Here is a 24,589-nt window from a genome sequence, read left to right as displayed (position 1 = left end):
GCTCAGGTCCCATTTGAACTGCAAAGCGTTACACTCCAGTCTCGCGCAAACAATTGAAATTGCACAATACGCGGATCTCAATTGAAACGTAAATCGACAGCTGGGGGTGGTTCTACCTGTCGACCGTGCTCGACGACTTCTCTCGCTACATCATCGCCTGGAAGCTGTGCACCACGATGAAGGCCGAGGACGTCACCGACACGCTGACCATCGCGCTGCAGGCTTCTGCCTGCGACAGCGCCAGGGTGGTGCAGCGGCCGCGGCTGTTGTCCGACAACGGCCCCTCTTACGTCTCTTCCGACCTGGCCGCATGGCTATCCGACAAGGGCATGGAACATACGCGCGGGGCGCCCTGCCATCCTCAGACCCAAGGCAAGATCGAGCGATGGCACCAGACGTTGAAGAACCGCATCCTGCTCGAAAACTACTTCCTGCCGGGTGATCTCGAGCAGCAGGTCGCGGCGTTCGTCGATCACTACAACCACCGCCGCTACCACGAGAGCCTCGACAATCTCACCCCTGCCGACGTCTACTTCGGGCGCGGCGATATCATCACGCTGGAAAGGGAAAGGATCAAACGCGAAACCATCAAACAGCGCCGCTTGCTTCATCGAGATGCAGCGGCCTAATGTGACAAACCTGATGGACCAGAGCCTCCGTTAGCTCACGCCGCCTGTTGTCCCAAAAACCCTGACGACGGACACCAAACAATTGGAAATAGCAGGCTGTGCCGGGTCAGCTTTTAGCGGAAATCAACAGACATCACCTCCGCGCCGAGTTCGCGCCTGCGTGGCCATGAACTCCTCGCCGACTTTGAACGCGATGGCGCGGAAGGCGCGGAGCGACGGCGTTTCGCGGCTCGTCCGCCAGGCCAACACGACGCTGACCGGCGGCGGGTTCTCCTGGATGCGCAGGAAAGCGACGCCGGAGACCTGCATGTTCTTGGCGGTCACCGGCACGATCGCGACCCCCATGCCGGCGCTGACAAGGCCCACGACGGTGTGCACTTGCGTCGCCGTCTGGATCGCCTGCGGGGTGAAGCCGGCCGTCTCGCACATCCTAAGGATCGAGGCGTTGAACAGCGGGCTGCTGGCGCGGGGAAAGAGAATGAACGGCTCGTTCGAAAGCCGCGCCAGCGGCGTGGACGCCGACGAGGCCAGCGGGTGATAGGCCGGCACCGCGACTACGAAATCCTCCTCCATGATCGACAGCGTCTCGATGCCCGGCGCATAGCGGGCCGGCCGCGTCAGTCCGACGTCGATGTGGTCGCGGGCGAGCGCCGTGGCCTGGTCGGCGATGCTCATCTCCCTGAGTTCCAGCTCCACGTCCGGGTAGAGATCGCGGAAGCGCTGCAGCGTTCGCGGCAGGAGCCCGTAGGTCGAGGAATGGATGAAGCCGATGGTGAGCCGTCCGAGTTCGCCCTTGCCGGCGCGGCGCACGTCCTGCTCCAGCTGCTCGAGTTCGCGCAGGATGGAGCGGCTGCGCTCCAACATCAACGCGCCGGCGGCCGTCAGCTCCACCTTCCGCTGGGTGCGCACGAAGAGTGCGGCACCCGTCTGCTGCTCGATCCGTTGGATTTGCCGCGACAGCGCCGGCTGGGCGATGTGCAGCCGTGCCGCCGCCCGGCCGAAATGCAGTTCCTCGCCCACGGCCTGCACATAGCGCAACTGACGGATTTCGAGCATCGGTCATACCTCCAGGGCATCAATAGAAGGCTCGCAATGTATTGGACGTCAATAGAAGGGCTGCGTAGGATCCCCGACACGAACAAAAAACGCGACTGCGTTTCGGGAGGTTACATTGCTAGGATTTCGCGTAGCGGAGGACTTCGGTCGTCCGTCGAAGGAACTCGTCGAAAAATTTCGCACGATCCCCACCGCCATCGTCAGCGACAATATGCACCGCGTCTTCGCAGGCGGCACAGGCCTGCGGCCCTTTCACGGTGATGCCATGATGTGCGGGTCGGCGCTGACCGTGCGCACACGCCCAGGCGACAATCTCATGGTCCATAAGGCGCTCGACATCGCCATGCCGGGCGACGTGATCGTGGTCGATGCCAGCGGCGATCTCACCAATGCCATCATTGGCGAGATCATGCTCAACTACGCTATCACCCGCGGTGTCGCCGGCTTCGTCATCGACGGCGCGGTACGGGATAGCGGCGCGATCTCAAAGGGCGGCCTGCCGGTCTATGCCCGAGGTGTCACCCATCGCGGCCCCTACAAGGACGGCCCCGGCGAGGTCGGCGTTCCGGTCACGGTCGGCGGCATGGTGGTCTCCTCCGGCGACATCATGCTCGGCGACGAGGACGGCGTACTTGCCGTACCGCAGAGCCACGCGGAGGAGATCCTGGCGCTCGCGCTCAGCCAGCAGGGCCGCGAGGCCGGCATCCTCGCCAGCATCGCCGACGGCACGGTCGACCGCACCTGGGTCGACCAGACGCTGCGCACCAAGGGACTATGAGCGCCATGACCCACAGTGCCTCGAAACTCGTCGATTATTCCACGAAGCTACTGGTGGCGGCCGGGGCACCAGACGCCGTGGCTCGCGCGGTCTCCGAAAGCCTTGTCGCGGCCGATGTACGTGGCGTCAGTTCCCACGGCGTGGTGCGCCTCGGCGTTTACCTGAAGCGCATGGCCGAGGGCATGATCGATCCGAAAGCCGAACCCCAATTGGAGCGCGACGACGGGCCGGCCGGCTTGCTCGACGGCCGCAACAATTTCGGCGCCTATGTCGGCGCCCGCGCCCTGGACATCGCCATGGCCCGCGCCAAGACCCAGGGTGCCTACATTCTCGGCGTCCGTCACTCCAATCACTTCGGCACTGGTGCGCATTACCTGCAACAGGCGGTCTCGCAAGGGCTCGGTATGATCGTCATGTCCAACGCGTCCCAGACGATGCCGCCCACAGGGGGGGTGCGCCCCTTCATGGGAACGAACCCGATCGCCTTCGGTTTTCCGACCGGCACCGACGTTCCCTTCATCCTAGACATGGCCACGAGCCTCGTCGCCCGCGGCAAGATCATCGTCGCCGCCAGCAATGGCGAGGCGATCCCGCTCGGCTGGGCGGTCGATAAGGAAGGCAATCCCACTACCGACGCACATGCCGCACTCGACGGCGCTGTGCTGCCCCTCGGCGGGCCGAAGGGTTCAGGTCTCGCGATGGCGATCGACATCCTGTGTGGCGTACTGACCGGCGCGGGTTTCGGCCCCTCGGTGAACAACATGTACGACAACTGGGAAGAGCCCCAGAACGTCGGTCACATGTTCATAGTGCTCGACATTGCGCGCTGGATGCCGCTCGAAACCTTCAAGGACCGCCTCGATGATTACATCCGCCTTCTGAAGCTGGAGCCCCGGGCGGGCGGTGTCGACGAAATCTTCTACGCGGGCGAGATTGAAAGCCGGCTAGAGGCCAGCCGCCTCCGCGACGGCATCACGCTTCCGGCCAAGGTCGAGGACGAACTCAACGCCCTCGGCGCGGCCTACGGCCTCTCGCTCAACGAACTTCAATTGTCCTGAAAGAACGAACCATGCGTGCATTCTCCTACCACATCCCGACGCAGATCGAATTCGGCAATGGCGCGATCGCCCGGCTACCGGAGTTCGTCAAGGCCCTCGGGGGCTCGCGCGTGCTGGTCGTCGGCGACCCCGGCGTGCAGCGCGTCGGCCTTATCGATCGCGTCCAGGCAATACTCACCGGCGCCTCGATCTTCAACGCGGTTTACGCCGACGTCGAAAGCGATCCTGCGACCCGCTCCGTTGACGAGGGCACCGTCCACGGCAAGGCGAACGGCTGCGACCTCGTGGTCGGCATCGGCGGCGGCAGCGCGCTGGACACCGCAAAGGCGATCGGCCTGATGCTGGTCAACGACGGCAACATCAAGGATTATGTCGGCATCGGCAAGGTGCCGAGGGCAGGCGCGCCGGTGATCGCCGTACCCACCACGGCCGGTACGGGCAGCGAACTCACCATCTGGTCCGTGCTGTCCGATAAGGTCGCGAAGGCCAAGATCAGCGTCGGCAGCGTGCTGAACTGCCCGGCGATCGCGCTTCTCGATCCGGAACTGACGCTTTCGTTGCCGCCGCAGATCACCGCCGCCACCGGCATGGACGCGTTGACCCACGCGCTGGAGTCTTACGTCAACACCGCGACGCAGCCGATCTCGGAAGCGATGTCCGACCAGGCGATGACGCTAATCGCAAGGAGCCTGCGCAAGGCGGTCGCCGACGGCTCCGACGTCGAGGCGCGTGGCGACATGCTGCTCGCCAGCACCATCGCGGCCATGGCCTTCAACAGCACGCGGCTAGGATTGGTACACGCCTTCGCCATGCCGCTCGGCGCGAAGTTCGGCATTCCCCACGGCCTGGTCAACGCGATCATGCTGCCGGAGGTGATGCGCTTCAACCATCTCGCCAACCCCCGCAAGTTCGCCCGCATCGCCGAGATCTTCGGCGAGAAGACCGCCGGTCTTCCGGTCGAGGAGGCTGCCGCGCTCTCCGTCTCGGCCATCGAGAAGCTGAAGCTCGATGTCGGCATCACTGCAAAGCTCAGCAATTTCGGCGTCACGGAAGGCCGCTTCGACGAGATCGTCGATGAGGCGATGCTGTCCGGCAACGTGCCGGTCAATCCGCGCCAGCCTTCCCACGACGACATGAAGGCCCTGCTTAGGGCCGAGCTGGTCTGAGCGACCGGGGAGGAGAATGACGATGTCCGACATGTTGAGCTGGCTCGCCGGAGCCGTTGGCGGAACCTACGGAAACTTCATTGGCGGCGAATGGAAGCTTGCCGGCGACAAGACGTCCCAGATCTTCAACCCCGCAGATCGCGACCAGTCCCTCGGCCGTTTCGCCGACAGCGGCGCGGCGGAAGTGGATGAGGCGGTCGTCGCGGCCCACAAGGCATGGCTCTCATGGCGGCAGGTGCCGGGGCCGGATCGCGGGGCGATCCTGTTCCGCGCCGCCGACCTTCTGGAGCAGCGGATCGATGAACTCGCCTTCATCCTCGCCGCTGAGCAGGGCAAGGTGCTGGCGGAGGCGCGCGGCGAAGTCGGCCGCGCCGCCAAGGAGCTGCGCTTTTCCGCCGGCGAGGCGAGCCGTATCGACGGTGACGTGCTGCCCAGCGAAAAGCGCAACGGCCTCGCCATGACGCTGCGAGAGCCGATCGGCGTCGTCGCCGCCATCGGCCCGTGGAACTTCCCGGTCGTCACCCCGGTGCGCAAGATCGGCCCGGCGCTTGCCTTCGGCTGCAGCGTCGTCCTGAAATCGTCGAACCTCACCCCGTGGTCCGCCGTCAAGCTGATGGGCGTGTTCCGTGACGCCGGCGTCCCGGCAGGCGTCGTCAGCCTCGTGCTGGGTTCCGGCCGCGCGGTCGGCGAGGCGCTGATCCGCCACCCGCTGGTGCGCGGCGTATCCTTCACCGGCTCGACCGGCACGGGCGTCGCGATCAACGCAGAGGCCGGCCGCCGACTGGTGCGCACCCAGCTGGAGCTCGGCGGGAAGAACCCCGCCGTCGTCCTCGACTACGACAATGCTGCGACCATCGCCAGGCAGATCGCCGGCGCCGCCTTCGCCTGTTCGGGCCAGCGCTGCACGGCGCTGAGCCGCATCGTCGTGCTGGAGAAGAACGCTCGCGAGATCACCGAGGCGCTGGAAGCAGAAATGGCGGCGATCAGGGTCGGCCCTGCCTGGCAGGCCGGCGCGACGATGGGCCCGCTGATCACCGCCCAGCACAAGGCCTCCGTCATGGGGCATATCGCCCATGCGCGGGAGGATGGCGCGACGCTCGCGCTCGGCGGCTCGTCCATGGAGGACGGCGACTTCGCCAAGGGTCATTTCGTCGCGCCCACGCTGTTCACCGGCGTCGACAAGACCTCGCGGCTCGCGCTGGAGGAGGTCTTCGGCCCGGTGCTCGCCGTCATTCCAGTCGGCTCGCTCGATGAGGCGATCGAGGTGGCCAACAGCGTCGAATACGGGCTGGCGGCCTCCGTCTACACCAACGACGTCAACCTCTCGCTGCGGTTCGCCCGCGAGAGCCAGTCCGGCATGGTCCACGTCAATCACGGAACGGCCAGCGAGGCGCACATGCCCTTCGGCGGCGTCAAGGCGTCCGGCTTCGGCGCCTATTCCATCGGCCATTCCAACCAGGAGTTCTTCACGACCGTCAAGGCCGTCTATTTCCAAAGCTAGTGTTCAATCAGGAGGAGACCAACATGAACATGAAACTGAAAACGGCAGCCCTGCTGGCCGCCGTGGCTCTCTTTGCCACCGGTGCATCCGCAGAAACCGTCCTTCGCCTCGGCCATGTCTGGCCGGATTCGGAAATCCACGCGGCGGCGGCGAAGAAGTTCGCCGACGACGTCGCGGCCGCCACGAACGGCGAGGTCAAGATCGAGATCCACGGCAACAGCACGCTCGGCAGCGACCGCGAACTGCTCGAAGGTATCAAGTTCTCGTCCAACGACATCTGGGTCGGCGGCGCCGGCGTGCTGTCGACGGCGTCCGAGACCGCCCGTATCTTCACGCTGCCCTTCATGATCCGCGACGTGAACCATTACAACGCCGTCTATGGCGGCCCGGTGGGCGGCGAAATCACCAAGCGCATCCGTGACGAATCCGGTTACGAGGTCGTCGCCTACTGGCTGCGCGGCCCGCGCTGGCTGACCACGAAGGTCCCGGTGGAAAAGCCGGAAGATCTTTCCGGCCTTAAGATCCGCGTTCCCGACAGCCCGGTCACCGTGCAGTCCTGGAACCAGCTCGGCGCCTCCGCGACACCAATGAACTTCGGCGAGGTGTTCAACGCCCTCCAGCAGGGCGTCATCGACGGGCAGGAAAACCCGCTGTCGCTGATCCTGTCTTCGAAGTTCTCGGAAGTCGTGAAGAATCTCGTGCGCACCGAGCACGCCTACGAGCCGGTGGTGGTCGTCATGGATGCCGGCCGCCTGGTCGCTATGCCGGAAGACCAGCGCAAGGCAATCGTCGATGCCGCCAACGGCGCGGCCAAGGCCTATGCCTCGGAAGAGGTGCTGAAGGGCGAGCAGACCTTCGTCAAGCAGCTTCAGGACGCCGGCATGACGCTGATCGAGCCGGACAAGAAGCCCTTCCAGGAGCGTGTCGGCACGGAGTTCGTCCACAAGGCGTTCGCCCCCGTCGCCGATCTCTACGACAGCGTCGCCGCTGTCGAGGCCCCGAACGGGCAGTAAGCCCGCGTAACCGGAAGATGCTTCGATGAAACCCTCGTCCAACGAGGCCGTTGTCGGCCTTTCGACGAGCCAGCAAAATCATCGCCCGAAATGGGCGATGATCCGATGGCTCGACATGCTCAACGCCCTGATCCTCAATTTCCTGGCGGGCGTCATGGGCCTTCTCGCCTGTCTCGGGATCGCCCAGGTCGTGGCGCGCTACGTGTTGAAATCGCCTATTGCCTGGTCGGAGGAGTTCATCCGTTTCGCGCTGATCTGGTGCGTTTTCCTCGGCGCAGGCGTCGTGGTGCGCCGCGGCATGTTGGTCGCCGTCGAAGCGATCTTCATCGCCGTGCCCGCCTCCGTGGCGCGGATCATATGCGTCTTCAGCGTCGCCGTCAGCATTCTCTTCTGGGCAATCCTCGTCTACTACGGCTGGACCGTCAGCGGCATGGTCGGAACCCTGATGTCCGGCTCGCTCGAACTGCCGATGCGCTACGTCTACCTCGCCATTCCGGTCGGCGCGTTCCTCGCCCTCGTGAACACCATCGCTGTCGCCGTCGATCCGCCGCCGAGCGTGATCGTCCAGGCCGCAAGCTGAGAGGATCGCCATGTTTCCCGTCGCGCTCACCGCTTCCATGCTCGTCTTCTTCACCTGCGCGGTGCCGATCGCCGTCACGCTCGGCATGGTCTCGGCCATGGCCATGTACGGCTCCGGCATTCCGCTCCAGGCCATGATCCAGCGCATGTTCGCTGCGCTCGATTCCTTCCCGCTGACAGCGATTCCCTTCTTCATCCTCGCCGGCGCGCTGATGGAAGTGAGCGGCATCTCCACCCGCCTGGTCAATTTCGCCCAGTCGCTCGTCGGCCGCGCCACCGGCGGCCTCGGCCTCGTCGCCGTGCTGTCGGCGATGTTCTTCGCCGCGATTTCCGGATCGAGCGCCGCGACGACGGCGGCGATCGGCGGCATCCTCATCCCGGCCATGGCGGCGCGTGGCTATTCGCGGCCCTTCGCCACTTCCGTACAGGCGTCCTCCGGCGAGCTCGGCGTCATCATCCCGCCCTCGATCCCGATGATCATCTTCGCGCTGACCGCCGGCGTGCCGGTCTCGATCGGCGATCTCTTCCTCGCTGGTATCCTTCCCGGCCTGCTGGTGGCCGGCGGCTTGATGCTGACCGTCTACCTCGTCAGTAAGCGCAAGGGCTACGGCAGGGCGAAACCCGGCGCGTCCGGCGACGGGCTCGGTCCGCAGCCCGGCGTGTGGGAAAGCTTCAAGGCGGCCATCCTGCCGCTCATGCTGCCCGTACTCATCCTCGGCGGCATCTACGGCGGCGTCTTCACGCCGACCGAAGCCGCGGCGGCCGCCGTCTGCTTTGCGCTAATCATCGGCGTCGTCGTGTTCCGCACCATCACCGTTGAGAAGCTGGTGACGGCTCTGCGCTCGTCTCTGCTCAACACCGTCGTCATCTTGCTGATCATTTCGGCGGCCAGCGTCTTCGGCTGGGTGCTGACGGCAAACCGCATCCCGGAGCTGATCTCGCAGGTCTTCGTGTCGATCTCCGACAATCCGCTGGTCTTCCTGCTGTTGATCAACCTGCTGCTGCTTCTCGTCGGCATGTTCCTGGAGACGGGCGCCGCGATCACCGTGCTGGCCCCCATCCTGACGCCGGTGGCGCTGAAGATGGGCATCGACCCGATCCATTTCGGGATCGTCATGATCGTCAATCTCGCGGTCGGCATGACCACGCCGCCGGTCGGCGTCAATCTCTTCGTCGCCTGTCAGATAGCGGGGCTGAGGATCGAGCACATCATCCGCAGCATGCTGCCGTTCTACCTGTCGCTGCTCATTTGTTTGGCGATCATCACCTATCTGCCGGGCCTCAGCCTCTGGCTTCCGCAAATGCTCAAGTAGTCGTCACGCCGACCAGCGAAGGAGGATTTCCATGCCGACCGCACAGCAGAAGAAATCGATCTACGAACCCGATCAGGAAGGCCTGCACTTTCCCCGCGAACCAGTCTTCCAGACGCTGGCGGAGGAGCGCCAGCACCGCCGCGAGCGGCTGGCCGCCGTCTGCCGGATCTTCGGCCGCTACAAGTTCGAGTACGGCTTCGCGGGCCACGTCACGGTGCGCGATCCCGAGCACCTCGACCTGTTCTGGACCAACCCCTTCGGCATGAGTTTCTCGCGGGTGCGCGCCTCGGACCTCATCCTCGTCGATCACGCCGGCAAGGTTGTGGAGGGCACCTGGGCCGTCAATCGCGCCGGCTTCGTTCTGCATTCGGCGATCCACGAAGCGCACCCCGACATTGTGGCCTCCTGCCATGCCCACACCGTCAACGGCATGGCGTGGGCGGCGCTCGGGCGTCCGCTCGATCCGATCACCCAGACCGCCTGCGGCTTCTACGGTCATCAGGCGGTGATCACCGAGGAGGCCGGCGCCGTGGTGGTGGAGAAGGGGGCCGGCAACAGCGTCGCCAACGCCTTCGGCAACGCTAAGGTCGCCATCCATCAGAACCACGGGCTGTTCAGCGTCGGGCGTCACAGCATCGACGAGGCCGCCTGGTGGTTCATCGCACTGGAACGCGCCTGCGAAATCCAGCTGAAGGCCGAGGCGACTGGCTCGCCGCTGAAACTGGTCGCTCCGGAAAAAGCCGCCCATTCTGCCAAGCACCTTGCGACGCCTTTCATGGGGTGGCTACACTTCCAGCCCATCTACGACTGGATCATCCGGACCGATCCGGATCTGGTGAACTGAGCCGGACGCACTGCAGCGACCGGCCGAGAGGACGACGAAACCATGCATGACACTGACACCCGCCGGACCTATCGGATCCTAATCTGCGACCTGGTGGGCCTGCGGCCGGGGCCCGACGGCCGGCCGGACTGCTCCGAGGTGCGCCGACACGTCGAGCAGGCCGGCTGCACGTTCCACGACGGCGACGCCATCGTCGCTGCCGACATCGGCGGTGGCGGTATCCACTTCGTTTACCGGCCGGACCTGAACACCGCCGAAGACTTCGTCGCCGAAGCGGGTGATGGCCTGTACGACGCGGTGATCGCCGCGGCGACCGTCGTGCCGGCCGACACCGTTTTCCCCGAGGGCGGCGTTCGGATCGGGGCGGGCACGGGCAACATGCAGTCCCGCTCCTGGGGCGGCGGATCGGGTGCCGGCGGCGCGGCGCCGCTGATGAACACGCCCGGCATCAACAGCCGCGCCACCGCGCAGATGGTGATGAAGGCGATCCTGCGCTTCCTGCCGGATCTGCCGTTCGACCTGCTGCACGAACGCACCGTGTCCGGCCGTTTCGATACGGGCCGCGATCTCAAGGATTTCCCGACCGGGAAGCTGGAAGGCAGACGTATCGCCGTGCTCGGCTACGGCAATATCGGCCGCGAGGTCGCGCGCCTTGCCGACGCCTTCGGCATGCGGCCTGTGATCTATGCCCGCGAGCGGCATCGCCGCTGGATCGAAGCCGAAGGTTTCGGTTACGCGGCAACGCCCGTCGAGGCGTCCGCCGGCGCCGATATCGTTTCCGTCCATCTCGGCCTCGGCGCGGCCGATCCCCCGACCGGACGCTTCGCCAATGCCGGCCTTGTCGGCGAGGCGATCTTCGATGCGGTCAGCCCCGGCGCGACGCTCGTCAATTTCGATCGCGGCGAACTGGTGGACGCCGGAGCCCTCGACACCGCGATGGGCGACGGCCGCATCCGTTTCGCCGCGATCGACGCCGACATCTTCAGCGACGCCGCGACCGGCGCGGTCTCCGGCCCGCTCGCGCCCTATCTGCCGCTGGTGGAACGCCATGCCGGCCGCCTGCTGCTTCTGCCGCATGCGGTTGCCGACACCGACCATCCGTCGCGGGTGGCGGGCGCGAAGCAGGCCGTAGACCAGATCCTCGAGGCGATCCGCTTCCGTCGCGTGGGCAATCTCAAGGGTGATCTACCCGATGGCTACACCGCCGTGCCTGGCCGCGCGATCCACGGTATCGGCGGCGTTTCCGCCGGCGCATTGGCGGGCGTTGCCGAGGACGCGGACGTCGTGAAGCAACTCGCCTATACGACCGGTCGACTCCATGATTTCTGGACGCGCCTCGCCGCCGCGGCGGATGCAGAAGAGCGGCAGGCCCTCTGCGCGGCGATGGGCGACGGCGTGATGCTGGACGTCAATCGGCAGGCCGCCTTGATGGGCGCACTCGGCCTTCATGGCCCCTTCACCGGCAAACCGCGGGACTGAGCGATGGACAAGACTTTCCTCGCCGCCCTTTTCGACGTGGCCGTCCAGGCGGCCGATCCCCTGACCGGCATCCGCGCCCACCTGCCGGAGCCACCACCGAGCGGCCGCACGGTCGTTATAGGGGCGGGTAAGGGCGCGGCACAGATGGCGGCGGCGCTGGAAACGCTCTGGCCCGGCCCACTTACCGGCATCGTCGTGACGCGCTACGGCTATGGCTGCGAGACGCGTGGTATCGAGGTGCTGGAGGCGGCGCATCCGGTTCCCGACGAGGCCGGGCTTGCAGCCGGCGCGCGGCTCCTCGATCTGGTTTCCGGGCTGACGGAAAACGATCTCGTCATCGCGCTGGTCTGCGGTGGCGGATCGGCGTTGCTGCCGGCGCCGCCCGAAGGGCTGTCGCTCGCCGACGAGATCGCCGTCAACGAGGCGCTGCTCGCCTCCGGCGCGCCGATCTCGGCGATGAACGTGGTGCGCAAGCACGTCTCGCGCATCAAGGGCGGGCGGCTCGCTGCGGCGACCCACGCCCGCGTCGTCAGCCTGCTGGTCTCCGACATTCCCGGCGACAATCCGGCCGCCATCGCATCCGGCCCGACGATCCCCGACGCTTCGACGCGTGCGGATGCGCTGGCGATCGTCGCGCAATACCGCCTCGATCTGCCGGCCGCCGTCATGGCGCACCTGAACGGGCCGGCGGCCGACGCACCGATGCCCGACGATCCGGTCTTCGCCCGACACGAGCATCACATCGTCGCCTCGGCGCGCGTTTCGCTGGAGGCTGCTGCGGCCGAGGCATGGGGCCACGGCGTCATGCCGGTCATCCTATCGGATGCGATGGAAGGCGAGGCGCGCGACGTGGCGCTCGTCCATGCCGCGATCGCCCGTGAGGTGCTGGCGCGGGGCCGCCCATTTTCACGACCGGCGGTGCTGCTCTCCGGCGGCGAGACGACGGTGACATCGCGAGGAAGGGGCGGGCGGGGCGGCCGAAACGGTGAATTCGCGCTTGCCATGGCGCTTGCCATCGACGGCCACGCCATCGAAATTCTGGCGGCCGATACGGACGGCATCGACGGCTCCGAGGACAATGCCGGCGCTTTCGCCGACGGAACGACAGTGCGACGTCTGCGCGCCGCCGGAATCGATCCGAAAGAAATGTTGGATCGCAACGATAGCTATACGGCATTCTCCATCATCGGTGATCTCCATAAGACTGGACCAACCGGCACAAATGTGAATGATTTCCGCGCAGTCCTTATTCGGTGATCGCCCGTTAGCTTCACCGCGTATCGCACATAGAGATCCCAACGGGGCATCGTAAAGTTAACGGAACTTGGGGCTTGATAGGCGATGAAGAGGCATGACAGACCGTGATCCGCTCTACCGTCGCCACCGCTTTCCCGCTGAAATCATTGCCCACGCGGTGTGGCTCTATTTCCGTTTTCCCCTGAGCCTGCGGATGGTCGAAGACATGCTGGCCGCTCGTGGCATCATTGTCTCGCATTAAACGATCCGGCTGTGGGCAGAGAAATTCGGACGAACTTTCGCCAACCAAATCCGTCAACGTTCGCGCGGCCGACTCGGCGATAAATGGCATCTCGATGAGGTCGTTATTTCGATCCGGGGCAAGAAGCATTGGCTATGGCGCGCCGTGGATCAGGACGGTTTTGTCCTGGAGGTTCTGGTGCAAAGCCGCCGCGACGCCAAGGCGGCCAAGCGCCTGATGCGCAAGCTTTTGAAAGGCCAGGGACGATCGCCGCGCGTGATGATCACCGACAAGCTTCGCTCCTATGGCGCCGCAAAGCAGGAAATCATGCCCGGTGTCGAGCACCGCTCCCATAAAGGCCTGAACAATCGGGCGGAGAATTCCCACCAGCCGATCCGACGGCGAGAGCGGATCATGAAGCGCTTCAAGTCAAAGCGACATCTGCAACTCTTCGTTTCCATCCATGATCCGATTGCCAACCTCTTCCACATCCCGCGCCACGACATTCCCTCCAGCCATCATCGCGAACTGCGCAAAGCGGCGATGAACCTATGGGCGAAGATCGCTCGCGCATGAGCAGTGCACGTGGCGGGCGTCACGCTTTTGCTTCGCTGAAGTTAACTTTACGATGCCGACTATGGTGATGACGACGAGGAGGATTTCGTCGACGAAGACCCCGAAGAGGGCGCCTACGCCGAGAGTGATCGTCTGGTGCCGGTGATTGTTGCCGGGGAGGTGGCGCCATGTGTCGATTTACACTTCAAACAGGGACTGGCGCGGATTTAGAGAAAGTTGGATAGTTCAATTGAGACTTTTGCGCCCAGAGTCTCGATTGAAGTGTTAGGTTCACGGCTTGTGCAAAGGCGGCTTGAAGGGCAGAATTCAAACGCTGACCATGGTCGATCGACTGGTCGATCAATCCCATTTTGGGTGTAACAAATTTCTGCTCAGGTCCCATTTGAACTGCAAAGCGTTACACTCCAGTCTCGCGCAAACAATTGAAATTGCACAATACGCGGATCTCAATTGAAACGTAAATCGACAGTTACGTCCAGCAGCACGGCCGACCCGGCAGCATCACCGAATTGGCGGACCATGCCCTGATCGGCTTCGACGGCATAATGCAGAACCATCGCGTGGCGAAATGGCTGCCGCAGGCGGTCCCGAATGACCGCAGCGCGTTCGATATCTGAGTGCGCTGGCGGTTGAGCATCAACCGGACCCGGTGCAGCATCATCACGCTTTGCTGCTCAGGCGACTTCACCGGCACGAAGCGCATGGTCGGTCGGGTCACGGCCTCGCAGATCGCTTCTGCGTCGGCTGCATCATTCTTCTGTCGCTTCAGATAGGGCTTTACGTACTGTGCCGGCAGCAGCCGCACATCATGGCCGAGTGCGATCAGCTCGCGAGCCCAATAGTGCGAGGAACTGCAGGCCTCGATCCCGATCACGCATCGTGGCAGACTTTCGAAGAAGGCGAGGACACGCCCTCGCGTCAGCTTTCGGCGAACAACAACCTCGCCGGACGAATCCACCGCGTGGACCTGAAAAACGGACTTTGCAATATCCAAACCGATCGTCACAATGTTGCTCATCGTGGTGCTCCTCCATCTTCAATCCCGCGATCATACCGCAGGGAGGGAGGAGAGCCGTCCACCGCATCAAGTCCGGACGGTCCGCTGTTGGAAGCGCTTGGCGGTTAGCTGCCTTTCCCGCACTGCCCTGTTGGGCAAAGTTTGCTTGGTCAGCGTAGGCCCATTGCGGCCATCAGAATCTGGTGGACGGAAGCCGTAAACGGTCGTAGCCGACCGGCCCCAGCATCAGATGCGACGCCACTGACCCTATCACCACACACTTCACGTCATGTTCGAATTCCGCACGTTGGCGCCGAGGCCTTCGGCGACATACGCACGCAGGAGCAGATTGAGAATCTCAAGATCGTTTTGCACTTCCACCGGATGGCATTTCCTGGCGCCTTCGAGGGCCGCCTTCAGCCATGGGCTCATCCGAGGATGCGCCAGAACCCAGGCGATCCGCTCGTCATTGGTCTGCGGCGCGTCATCAGCTTTCGTCATCGGCCTTTCTCCATCGTCCGGTCATGGGTTGCACAAGGGACAGTGTCCCGGATCGGCCTTGGTCAGCCCGTCGCCGCGCGGCCGGTTCTCACGATGCGGGCAGGCGACGCAGCCGAAGACGCGGTGGCGGACCATGAGGCTCGGCGTCCCGCACCATTCGCAAGGCAAGCCGATCTCGACATCGACCTGTCCGTAGCCGGGCGTGCGGCAGGCCGGGCACAGCGCGGAAAGCCGTTCGGCGAGAGCAGAGGCAAGGCGGCCGAGCGTCGCCATCCGGGTCGGGTTCATGTGGGCGCGCATATCGGTCTGGATCAGCGCCCGGCCGTCGTCCGATTGCGCCTTAGCCGACATGACGGCCAGCTCGAGCGCGGTTCTGTCGCGCAGGCCCTTGTGGATGTTGCCTGCTCCACCTTCGCTCTCGGCCGGCTTCACGATCAAGGCGTGCGCGGGAAAGCCGAGACGATCCAGGATGGGCGTCACATCGTCGCCAGCAACTACATAACCGTGGCCGAAGACCGGCGCGTCCTCGATCAGATGCTCGCTGACGACGATGCCGCGCATATCGTCGACGAGCACCATGAGCTCGACCCCACCGGGAACGAATGGGATCTGCGGGTGCGGGCCGTAGCTGCCTTCGCTGGCAAGGCCGATCGGCAAGCCGGTTGCCTTCATGCCCAGCCGCGCCTTGGCGATTGCCGCCTCGCGGATGGTGCCGGCGCGCGGGATCTCGCCGGTGAAGGTGCCGAGTGCGTCGGTGTCGATATCCGGCGCGGACGAGACGATCAGTCCGAGCCGGTCGCGCAGGACGGGCGCGATTGCTTCCTCCTTTCCGTGCATCGTGGCGAGCACGGCATGCCGGCAGGCATAGGGTGAATACCGGTGGCCGGCGTCTGCAAGGGGGACAGCTTGCGGAACGAAGGTCTTCATGCGTGCGCCTGAAGTCGCAAGGTTTCCACCTCCGCTTCGTCCCAGGAGAGGTTGCCGGCGTAACGCCAGGCCATGCGGCCGTCCTCGCCGAGGGCGAAGAGATGGAGCCAGCGATTGTCGAGCAGTGCCCGGACGTCCGCGTGGCGCTCGAGGATGCCGGTGATCGCCTTCTGCGGGGCCTCGATGACGACGGAGAGCCGCAGCGGTTCATGCGCCAGCTCATTACCGTCATGGACGGACTGCCAGGGCAGGCCGGCGCGCAGGAGGCCGCCATTGCCTTCGACGACGCCGATTCCCCCTGTGACGTTGTGCAGGAGCTTGTTGCCGGCGCCGAAGACTTCCGGCGCGACGGTTGAGCCGTAATATTGCAGGCTGATCCAGCTCGCGACGACGACCGGTGCGGTCAGGATTAGTTCCAGCACGCCGAAGCCTTCGTCGCGCCGCCAGTCATAATCATGCAGGAACGCCCGGCCCCCCAGGTCGCAACCCGTCGTGCGCCACCGAGGCGCGGCGACGAAAGCCTGGCAGCCGGCGAGCGCCCATTCGGGTCGCAACTCGGCCCAGTCGCGGGCGCGGCGGGCAATATCGGCCTGTGTCTCGGCGCGGGGCAGGCGCCTTGCCCGTTCGGCCCGCGCGAGCCCGCCTGCGGTCTGGAGCCAACCCCTGGCCGCCGTCAGGTCCGCGGCGTGCTCCACCGAGGAATGATCGGCGTCATAGATGGTAACGTCGTCGGTCGTCGTGTCGTGGAGGGCCGCCAGGAACAAGGTGTCTTCGGGAACCACGATGCCGCGTGCGAGAAGGCTGGTGCGCACGTCGGGCGCGTTGAGCAGCGAGGCGAGCAGCCGGGCATTGACCTCGCCCGAATAGCCGCCGCAGGCCCCGCAATGGAGTGCACTGGCATGCGGGTTGTTGACGACACTGGCGCCGTGGCCGGCGATCAGCACCAACCTCGCGAAACGATCGGTGAGCGACATGGCCCTGAGGACGGTTTCGGCCATCTCGATCCGCTGGTCGAGGCCGATCGTGTCGGCCGGCCGTGGCGCCGGGTCGTTCGGTGCGGCATTGCGGGTGAGCCCCAGCGCGTCGCGAAGAAGCTTGCCGACATAGACTGGCCCCGTCGCCTCGACGAAGGCGAAGGAGGAGACGGCGGCGAGCTTGAAGCGACCCCAGGCACGCTTGGCACGGGCCGCGATCCGTGCCGTGCGATCCGCGCGCTCGGTCTCAGGCGTCTGCTCTCCCGAGCAGGTGAAGAGACCGGGCCGGAGCAGAACGGGCAGGCGGGCTTCCACCACGTCCGAGCCGAAGCGGCGGTGCGCGATCCCCATGCCGAAGAAACCGGCGAAGCCGAGCGTGCTGATCCCGGGATCGAGCGTTTCCAGCGCCCTGCGAAAGACCTCCGAGCGGACGTCGATGCAGAAGGCCATCTGCATCGCGGGACGCGACGAAGCCGGCACGGCGGGCCGCGGTTCGGCGAAGAGGGCCCGCAGCTGCCTCTGGGCGGCGCGCTCAGCGGCCTCCTGGAGGATCGCATCGACATGATCCTCCGCGCTTGCGGCGACCGGTTCGGCATGGGCGGTCACGGTCTCGCGCCATTGCGTGCCGATCTCGTGCTCGTATTGCCGCAGAAGTGCAGCTTCCCAAACGAGACGAATGGCAAGGAGATCGATCACCGTCTTGTCGGTCCCGCCTGCCAGTGCGGCCTTCCAGAGGCGATAGCGTGCGAGCTGCGCCCAGCCGCCCAGGCTTGCCAGCAGGCGGTGGAAGCAGCTTTCCAGCGCCGACTCGGACAGGCCGAGCGTCTCGACGGCGTCGATCAGGGCGGCCTCGGCGCTTTCGGGAGCGTCCGCGACGGTGCCGGCGAAGCGGGCAAGGCCGACGATCTCCGGGGTCAGGTCATGCATGGCGACGGTGCGCCAGGAGGCATAGGCGCTGCGGCCTTGCGCTGCGGCCCAGAGCGCTTGGCCCTGATCGAAATAGCCTGCCGCCCAATGGCTGATGCGCTCATCGACCACGGCCTGCCAGTCGATGCCGCTGGCCTCGCGCGCCAACTCGGCGACGGTCGGCAAAGCCCGCGCCGCCGACGTCTCGACATTCAATGCCTGCTTTAGCGCGGGAACCGTTTTTGGGCGCATTGATGCTGGCGCCGCTCCAAGCGCTTCGGCCAGATCTTCGTCGGTGAGTTCGCCGCTTTGGTGGCGCTCCCGATACCAGTCGCGCGGCATGTTGAGCCGGATGCCGGCGACCCGCCGCAACCGCGCAGCGGCGACAGCCAGCGGTTCGCCCGTCTGGCCAAGGAACGGATTGACAGCGACGCTGGACGCCAGCGGCCAGAGCGGCGGGATGGCGCGCGCTGCGCCGTGCGCCGCAGCCATGACTGCTTCGGAGCCGGGAAGTGGGGTCTTGTGTACAGTCATCAGCATGAGGTTTTCCTGATCCTTGAGCGTCACGAGGGCTTGCGGACGGACCAGCCGCCCAGCATGCGATCGAGCATGGCGTTGACATAAAGCCCGTTGGAGAGATGAACCCGCAGGCCGGCAGCCGCCGGATGGCCCGCCCAGAGCGGGAACAGCGCCTGCGCGACTGCGACCAGGCCGAAGGTCAGGACGGCGAGCGCCATCAGGGTCCATTCGAGCCTCCCCGGCGCGGGCGTCGCCGGCAGCACGCCCGCCGTCAGCCATTCGGCCACCGTCTGGAGCGCGAAGTAGCCGAGGGCAGCTGCGGTCGCGTAAATTGCTGTCCTTGTCGTCAGGGCGCGCGGTGCGGCATCCGCTAGCCCCTGGGCCAGCAGATAGGCGACGCCGAAGATGAGGATGGCGCCGAGTGCGAGCGATTGGGGTGATTTGTGCTCAAACCCGAAGCCAAGACCGAAGGCTGCACCGATCGCGCCATAGATCGCCAACGCGATGAAGAAGGCGCGGGCGACCGCGCCGCCATCTGGTATGGCCACCGGTCCCGGCCGGCGGATCGAGGCGACCTGCTCGACGGCACCGCCCGAGGCCAGGAAAGCATGGGCCTTGTAGAGCGAATGGGCGACGATGTGGAGCAGTGCCAACGGGAACAGCGCCAGCCCGCATTGCAGGATCATGAAGCCCATCTGCGCCACGGTCGACCAGGCGAGCGAGGTCTTGACTGCTGGCTGGGTCAGCATGACGAGTGCGCCGAAGAGGGCGGTGAAGCCGCCGACCATCGCCAGCACCGCCAGCACGCCGGGCGCGAGCAGCATCACGTCAGCGAAGCGGATGAGGAGAAAGCCGCCGGCATTGATGACGCCTGCATGGAGCAGCGCCGAGACCGGCGTCGGCGCCTCCATCACCTCGGTCAGCCAGCCATGGGTCGGGAGTTGGGCCGATTTCAACAACGCCGCGAGCGCCAGTAACCCCGCCGCTGCCGGCGCGTGCCAGGAAACGTCGCCGGTCCGCGCCATGGTATTGATCGCGGCGATATCGGTCGTGCCGAAGGCCACGCTCATCAACAGCACCGAGCCTGCCAGCGACAGGGCGCCAAGGACCGCGAAGAGCCGCTTCTTGCGCGCCGCGCGCTGCGCCCCGATGCGCTCGGGATAGAAGAGCAGCAAGCGATGGAGCGCAAAGCTCGTCGCGATCCACGCGCCGAGCAGTTGCACGAGATTGCCGGCCTGAACGAGGAGAAGGACCGCGGCTAGCGCCGCGCACAGCCAGCCTGTGAACGCGCCCTGCCGTGCTTCGCCATCGAGCAAGGTACGCGAATAGCGCAGCACGATCCAGCCGACGAAGGAGACCAGAAGCAGCATCGTCACGCTGATCACGTCGAGCCGCGCGGAGAGACCTATACCAGCCGAGCCTATGAGGGCGCTGTCGCCCGGACCCTGCAGCAGTAGGAGAACCAGCGAACCGGCCGCGATAGCGAGGGCCGACATGGCGGCTCGCTCGGCGACGGCCGCTACGTGCGGGGCCCTTCGACCCGGACGCGAAGACGCGAACAGTGCGGCGAGAAGCAGGAACAGCGGTGCGGCGAGCGGCAGCAGATTGAGCGACAAGGTGGTTTCCTTGGGTGCGGTGGCGACACCCTGCTGCTAGCCGAGCCGCGTTCCGAAAGAAAATGCATTGTTTGCTCAATTCCGTTCGCTATTATCGAACGGCATGGCAGCGCTCAATTATCACCATCTGCGGTATTTCCGGGCCGTCGCCCACGACGGCAACCTCACGCGCACGGCCGCGCGCTTGAACCTGACCCAGTCAGCGCTCTCGGTGCAGATCCGCAAACTTGAAGAGCAGCTCGGCCATGCGCTCTTCGACCGGCGCGGACGACAGCTTCATCTGACCGAAGCCGGCCGCATCGCGCTCGACCATGCCGATGCGATCTTCGCGACCGGGGAGGAACTGCTAGGCACGCTTCGCGAAACCGGTACGGCGCGCCAGGCGCTGCGGGTCGGGGCGCTCGCCACCTTGTCGCGCAACTTCCAGATGGAGTTTCTGCGGCCCGTTCTCGGCCGGACCGATATTGAGCTCGTCTTGCGCTCCGGCGGGGCCGCCGAGCTTTTGCGCGCGCTGGAAGCACTGAACCTCGACGTCGTGCTCATCAACCACGCGCCCGCGCGTGATGTACTGACGCCCTTCGTGGCGCATCGGATCGCTGAACAGCCAGTCGGCCTCGTCGGCACGCCGCATCGGTTTTTTGGCAGAGCGGGCCTCGTCGATCTTTTGCGCGACCATCCCGTCATCGTACCGACGCTGGAGAGCAGCGTGCGCGCCGGCTTCGACGCTCTTGCCGATCGCCTGATGGTGCGCCCGCAGATCGTCGCGGAGGTCGAGGACATGGCGATGATGCGGCTTCTGGCCCGCGAAGATGTCGGCCTTGCCGTCCTGCCGCCCATCGTCGTCAAGGACGAGCTGGCGGCCGGCCTCCTCGTCGAGGGCGATGAGCCGCTGGGGATCACGGAGACCTTCTTTGCCGTGACGATGGAACGGCGTTTTCCGAACCCGGCCTTGCGAATGCTCCTGCAGCAGGGCTCGGCGCAGATCGGAGTCGTTTAGCTACCCGACGCCGAGCGCCTGTGCCGCATCCTTGGCCCTTTTGGCCAGTTCCTCAAAATGCGCCGCGCGGCCGGCCGTTGTCCTGAAGTAGACCCCGACTTCGCGGGTCTCGCGCCAGTCGCTCACCTCAAGGAGATGCACGTCTTCCGCGTTGCGGAACTCCGCCCGTGCGTAAAGTTCTGGGAACAGGGAACAGCCCATACCTATCGAGACCATTTGGCGGATCGCGTCGAGGCTGGTGCCGACATAGTCGTCGACGACCGTCGCACCCGACGCCTTCGCCAGGTGCTGGACATTTTCCAAAAGACGGTTGCCGCTCCCCAGTGCCAGAAGGCGTTCGTTTGCCAGCTCCTTCATGGCAACGGATCGCCTTTGCGCAAAGCGGTGATCGGCCGGCACGCCGAGATAAAGCCGCTCGCTGCCAATCGGGATGAAGGTCAAGGAGGGCTCGCCGCATGAGGGGCCGACACCGCAATCGAGCGTGCCTTCGGCGACAGAGGTTTCGATCGCGGCAGGGCGATCCTCGACGATATAGATTCTGAGGTCGGGATATGTCCGGTGGAGGGGCGGCAGGAAGGTCGGCAGGAAGTACGGCCCGAAGCTGGGAGGCGTACCCAGCCTGACGACACCGCCCAAGGCAGCGCTGTCCTGCGCGACGGCATCCATCAGATCGGTCATCGCGGCAAGCGTAACGCGTGCTCCATGGAGAAAGCGTTCTCCGGCTGGCGTGATCAGGACCGCTGCCGAGGTCCGCTCGAAGAGCTGGATGCCGAGATTTTCTTCGACGATCCCAATTTGAACGGACAGCGTGGGTTGCGAGACATGGCAGCGCTTGGCGGCCTTGCCGAAATGACCGCATTCGGCAAGGGCGACGACATATTCGAGCTGGCGCAGGGTTGGTCGGAACGGCATGGCTGATAGTTGACGACTATCATGACGATTTCAACAATCAATTGGCGCAATCGCAAAGGCATACCCAAATCAGCCTCGTGGTCAACACGGAGGTATGAACATGGACCCGTTCCTGAACTCGCTGCGCAATCGTCGCGCACAAATCCAGGCCCGTATCGAGCATGAACAGGCGCGTCCCGCGCCCGACAGCCTGAGGCTCTACGGGTTAAAGAAGCTCAAGCTGCGGTTTCGCGAGCAGATCGAATATCTGGAGCGGCTCAACCGGGAAGGGCAGGCGACAGTCATCCCAGTGATCCGCCGCAGGTCCTTCACGCCAACGATGGCGCGGCCGCGGGCGTGAGGGCGCATCCATGCACCTTCAACCGCGCCAAGCGGCAAAGCTCAACCGTGTCGTCGGCTACGGCGGCGTTGCCCTGATCGTCGCATGGTCGCTGCTCGCGCTTGCTGCCTATGCCGCCGTCGAGGCGGCGGTCGGCTGGATGGCCGGCATGGGCGCTGCCGATGGCCTGATCGCCTGGTTCGCACAGATCGCCGCGCCGCTTGACGGACCGCTGATCGCGATCGTGTGGCTTGTCGGCGTCGCGATCCTGGGCGTTGTGACCGTCCTGATCCGCCGTTTGACTTCGGCCGCAACCTAGCTGGTCTACCGCCGCCGATCCTGCGGGATCGGCGGCGGACATGTTGATTGCCCCAGTCCGGGCCCCTCTGGCGAGAGATGCCGGTCCTCTCGCGATGTCGGACATTTTTTCACCGTGGACGACCGGCTGGAGAGTTCACGTGGAATTTGCATTTCTGTTCGCCGACTGGCTCGGCAAGCCGGTCTGGATGTGGCTCGGCTTCATCTCGATTGTTATCGCGCTTCTGGTCTTCGACCTCGGCGTCCTTCACCGTGACAATCACGAGATCGAGGTGCGCGAAAGCCTGATCCTGTCGTCGATGTACATCACCCTCGGTCTGGCCTTCGGCGGCTTTGTCTGGTGGCAGCTCGGCGCGGAATCCGGTATGAACTATGTGACGGGTTTCGTGGTCGAAAAGACGCTGGCGCTCGACAACGTTTTCGTCATCGCGCTGATTTTCTCCTTTTTCGCGGTTCCGCGCAAATACCAGCACCGCGTGCTTTTCTGGGGCATCCTCGGCGTCATCGTCCTGCGCGCCATCATGATCGGCCTCGGCGCGACGCTCGTCTCGCAGTTCTCCTGGGTGCTCTACATCTTCGCCGCGTTCCTGGTGATCACCGGCATCAAGATGCTGTGGATCGGCGACAAGGAGCCCGAGATCGGCAATAACCCCATCGTCGGCTTCCTGCGGCGCCGCTTCAACGTGACCGACGAACACCACGGCCAGGATTTCTTCGTCAAGAAGCCCGATCCGAAAACTGGCAAGCTCGTCTGGTTCATGACGCCGCTTTTCATGGCGCTGGTGATGGTCGAGATCGCCGACGTGATCTTCGCCGTGGATTCGGTACCGGCGATCTTCGCTATCACGACGGACCCATTCATCGTCTACACGTCGAACATCTTCGCCATTCTCGGCCTGCGCGCGCTCTACTTCGCGCTCGCTGCGATGATCCACCGGTTCCAATACCTAAAGCCGGCGCTCGCGATCGTGCTGATCTTCATCGGGTCGAAGATCTTCGTCGCTGACCTGCTCGGTCTCGAGAAGTTCCCCGCCGCGCTCTCGCTTGGCATCACCTTCGCTATCATCGCGTCGGGCGTGGTCTGGAGCCTGGTAAAGACGCGGTCTCAGCCGCCGCATATCGGGCCGGAAGAATTGCCGCGCCCCTAAGGCTCGGCCCTGGCGCTGGACAGCAAGTCCATCGCCAGGGCTGCCAGATGGCGCACTTGGAATTGAGCTCGACATGTTCGGACGCAAGGAGTTGAAACAATGCACGACATGCTGGTCGCCCTGATCACCTTTCTTCTTCTCGAGCCGCTGCAGCAGGACATCGCAAGGTCGCTTGCCGACACCAGCGCCCCGCAGGAGGTAGTGGCCTCGCTCGTCGCCTGTGTAACCGAGCAAGGAGCGCAGATCGTCAACCGTGCTTTGGACGATCTGTGGTGGGCGTCATCAAGCGCATTCGGCGTCTGGATCGGTTTTGCCGACCCGGTCACGCTGCTTACCGAGGCTGCACCGGAATGCGTGGCAGCCATCGACGCCGCCCGGCCGTTTCTTGAGCCACTAGAAGGCGCCAGTGGGTAAGCGCAGAGCGACAACGGGAGGGCCGCAGTTCGTTCACTGGCTTGCGGCCGCGATGACGCTAGGGACGTTCATAAAACGAGCAGCCGACACATGCATAACCTCTCCACCATACTCGATCTTTCCATCGTCGGCTTTGCGATGGCATCCGCCTGGCTCTGGTGGGCATCCGGCCGTCACCGGGTCAGGCGGATCACGCGGCGCGAGGAACTGAGCGCCGCGGACATCAATCGGTTGGTCGTCGCGTTAAACCGGTCACAGATGCTCAATACGCGCGCGGCATTCACGACGGCCTGTGCTGGCGCACTTGCAGCAATCCGGCTGGCCGTGGACCTTGCATAAGATGCCGGAAGAACAGCGTGAGGCTAGACACATGCCCCGACTTGCCATCACTCAGAAACGAGGATCAGATCTGTCGATTTACACTTCAAACAGGGACTGGCGCGGATTTAGAGAAAGTTGGATAGTTCAATTGAGACTTTTGCGCCCAGAGTCTCGATTGAAGTGTTAGGTTCACGGCTTGTGCAAAGGCGGCTTGAAGGGCAGAATTCAAACGCTGACCATGGTCGATCGAC

22 protein-coding genes and 3 pseudogenes are annotated in these 24,589 nt (G+C 64.8%); 18 read left to right on the top strand and 7 right to left on the bottom strand.

From position 1 onward, the window contains the following. Window positions 1-92 precede the first annotated feature (92 nt). A pseudogene (locus N7E70_RS27965) lies at window positions 93-629 on the top strand (transposase); the annotation flags it as partial. Window positions 630-752: 123 nt separating this feature from the next. On the opposite strand, the gene N7E70_RS27960 reads toward N7E70_RS27965, so the two are convergent. After that, window positions 753-1,685 carry a LysR substrate-binding domain-containing protein gene (locus N7E70_RS27960; RefSeq protein WP_148912770.1) on the bottom strand — a complete coding sequence of 311 codons (933 nt, stop codon included), beginning with the start codon at window positions 1,683-1,685 and terminating at the stop codon, window positions 753-755. 115 nt (window positions 1,686-1,800) lie between these two features. Between N7E70_RS27960 and N7E70_RS27955 the strand changes: the two genes are divergently transcribed. The 11 genes and pseudogenes from N7E70_RS27955 (at window position 1,801) to N7E70_RS27905 (ending at window position 13,469) form a co-directional block, all read left to right on the top strand. Beyond that, window positions 1,801-2,463, top strand: a complete 663-nt coding sequence (locus tag N7E70_RS27955; RefSeq protein WP_148912769.1) for an RraA family protein — start codon at window positions 1,801-1,803, stop codon at window positions 2,461-2,463. A 5-nt stretch (window positions 2,464-2,468) separates the two neighbouring features. Next, the gene (locus N7E70_RS27950) at window positions 2,469-3,521 is read left to right on the top strand and encodes an Ldh family oxidoreductase (RefSeq protein ID WP_148912771.1); all 1,053 of its coding nucleotides are present in this window, start codon (window positions 2,469-2,471) and stop codon (window positions 3,519-3,521) included. Between the two features lie 11 nt (window positions 3,522-3,532). After that, window positions 3,533-4,687 carry an iron-containing alcohol dehydrogenase gene (locus N7E70_RS27945; RefSeq protein WP_148912768.1) on the top strand — a complete coding sequence of 385 codons (1,155 nt, stop codon included), beginning with the start codon at window positions 3,533-3,535 and terminating at the stop codon, window positions 4,685-4,687. A gap of 22 nt (window positions 4,688-4,709) precedes the next feature. Further along, window positions 4,710-6,188, top strand: a complete 1,479-nt coding sequence (locus N7E70_RS27940) for an aldehyde dehydrogenase family protein (protein WP_148912767.1) — start codon at window positions 4,710-4,712, stop codon at window positions 6,186-6,188. A 23-nt stretch (window positions 6,189-6,211) separates the two neighbouring features. Further along, window positions 6,212-7,201, top strand: a complete 990-nt coding sequence (locus N7E70_RS27935) for a TRAP transporter substrate-binding protein (protein ID WP_148912766.1) — start codon at window positions 6,212-6,214, stop codon at window positions 7,199-7,201. Between the two features lie 25 nt (window positions 7,202-7,226). Beyond that, window positions 7,227-7,781, top strand: coding sequence for a TRAP transporter small permease (locus tag N7E70_RS27930; protein ID WP_148912765.1), 555 nt, complete (start codon window positions 7,227-7,229; stop codon window positions 7,779-7,781). Between the two features lie 10 nt (window positions 7,782-7,791). Continuing rightward, on the top strand, window positions 7,792-9,093 hold the full coding sequence (locus tag N7E70_RS27925) for a TRAP transporter large permease (protein ID WP_148912764.1): 1,302 nt from the start codon (window positions 7,792-7,794) through the stop codon (window positions 9,091-9,093). Between the two features lie 31 nt (window positions 9,094-9,124). After that, complete coding sequence (locus N7E70_RS27920) at window positions 9,125-9,937, top strand: class II aldolase/adducin family protein (RefSeq protein WP_148912763.1); 813 nt, start codon at window positions 9,125-9,127, stop codon at window positions 9,935-9,937. 42 nt (window positions 9,938-9,979) lie between these two features. Further along, window positions 9,980-11,416 (top strand): NAD(P)-dependent oxidoreductase, encoded by a 1,437-nt coding sequence (locus tag N7E70_RS27915; protein ID WP_148912762.1) that lies wholly within the window; start codon window positions 9,980-9,982, stop codon window positions 11,414-11,416. 3 nt (window positions 11,417-11,419) lie between these two features. Further along, window positions 11,420-12,673, top strand: coding sequence for a glycerate kinase type-2 family protein (locus N7E70_RS27910; RefSeq protein ID WP_148912761.1), 1,254 nt, complete (start codon window positions 11,420-11,422; stop codon window positions 12,671-12,673). A gap of 94 nt (window positions 12,674-12,767) precedes the next feature. Continuing rightward, window positions 12,768-13,469, top strand: a pseudogene (locus N7E70_RS27905) (IS6 family transposase). A gap of 595 nt (window positions 13,470-14,064) precedes the next feature. On the opposite strand, the pseudogene N7E70_RS27900 reads toward N7E70_RS27905, so the two are convergent. The 5 genes and pseudogenes from N7E70_RS27900 to N7E70_RS27880 form a co-directional block, all read right to left on the bottom strand. Beyond that, window positions 14,065-14,487, bottom strand: a pseudogene (locus N7E70_RS27900) (IS110 family transposase); the annotation flags it as partial. 261 nt (window positions 14,488-14,748) lie between these two features. Next, window positions 14,749-14,967, bottom strand: coding sequence for a hypothetical protein (locus N7E70_RS27895; RefSeq protein ID WP_090597679.1), 219 nt, complete (start codon window positions 14,965-14,967; stop codon window positions 14,749-14,751). Between the two features lie 21 nt (window positions 14,968-14,988). After that, window positions 14,989-15,894: a DUF6671 family protein gene (locus N7E70_RS27890; protein ID WP_090597680.1), complete on the bottom strand. Its 906-nt coding sequence runs from the start codon at window positions 15,892-15,894 to the stop codon at window positions 14,989-14,991. Further along, window positions 15,891-18,314, bottom strand: a complete 2,424-nt coding sequence (locus N7E70_RS27885) for a YbcC family protein (protein WP_090597703.1) — start codon at window positions 18,312-18,314, stop codon at window positions 15,891-15,893. Before N7E70_RS27885 ends, N7E70_RS27890 begins: the two co-directional genes overlap by 4 nt. 23 nt (window positions 18,315-18,337) lie before the next feature. Next, a complete protein-coding gene (locus N7E70_RS27880; protein ID WP_148912736.1) occupies window positions 18,338-19,909 on the bottom strand; it encodes a proton-conducting transporter transmembrane domain-containing protein in 1,572 nt (523 codons plus the stop codon). Between the two features lie 103 nt (window positions 19,910-20,012). Between N7E70_RS27880 and N7E70_RS27875 the strand changes: the two genes are divergently transcribed. Next, window positions 20,013-20,906, top strand: coding sequence for a LysR family transcriptional regulator (locus tag N7E70_RS27875; protein ID WP_090597682.1), 894 nt, complete (start codon window positions 20,013-20,015; stop codon window positions 20,904-20,906). Here N7E70_RS27875 and N7E70_RS27870 read toward each other — a convergent pair whose 3' ends face one another. After that, window positions 20,907-21,818 (bottom strand): LysR substrate-binding domain-containing protein, encoded by a 912-nt coding sequence (locus N7E70_RS27870; protein WP_090597683.1) that lies wholly within the window; start codon window positions 21,816-21,818, stop codon window positions 20,907-20,909. A 100-nt stretch (window positions 21,819-21,918) separates the two neighbouring features. Here N7E70_RS27870 and N7E70_RS27865 point away from each other — a divergent pair, with 100 nt between their 5' ends. The 5 genes from N7E70_RS27865 to N7E70_RS27845 all read left to right on the top strand — a co-directional run bounded on the left by N7E70_RS27865 (window position 21,919) and on the right by N7E70_RS27845 (window position 24,356). Then, window positions 21,919-22,158 carry a YdcH family protein gene (locus N7E70_RS27865; RefSeq protein ID WP_161601057.1) on the top strand — a complete coding sequence of 80 codons (240 nt, stop codon included), beginning with the start codon at window positions 21,919-21,921 and terminating at the stop codon, window positions 22,156-22,158. 10 nt (window positions 22,159-22,168) lie between these two features. Beyond that, window positions 22,169-22,456, top strand: coding sequence for a hypothetical protein (locus N7E70_RS27860; protein WP_090597685.1), 288 nt, complete (start codon window positions 22,169-22,171; stop codon window positions 22,454-22,456). Between the two features lie 139 nt (window positions 22,457-22,595). Next, a complete protein-coding gene (locus N7E70_RS27855; protein ID WP_090597686.1) occupies window positions 22,596-23,603 on the top strand; it encodes a TerC family protein in 1,008 nt (335 codons plus the stop codon). Window positions 23,604-23,702: 99 nt separating this feature from the next. Beyond that, a complete protein-coding gene (locus N7E70_RS27850; RefSeq protein WP_090597687.1) occupies window positions 23,703-24,017 on the top strand; it encodes a hypothetical protein in 315 nt (104 codons plus the stop codon). Window positions 24,018-24,107: 90 nt separating this feature from the next. Beyond that, window positions 24,108-24,356, top strand: a complete 249-nt coding sequence (locus N7E70_RS27845; protein ID WP_148912737.1) for a hypothetical protein — start codon at window positions 24,108-24,110, stop codon at window positions 24,354-24,356. Window positions 24,357-24,589 lie beyond the last annotated feature (233 nt).

The sequence above is a fragment of the Aminobacter sp. NyZ550 genome, from assembly GCF_025628925.2.
Taxonomy (GTDB): domain Bacteria; phylum Pseudomonadota; class Alphaproteobacteria; order Rhizobiales; family Rhizobiaceae; genus Aminobacter; species Aminobacter ciceronei.
The sequence above is the reverse complement of the archived record's forward strand: the minus strand, read 5'-3'. Positions and strand labels throughout refer to the sequence as shown.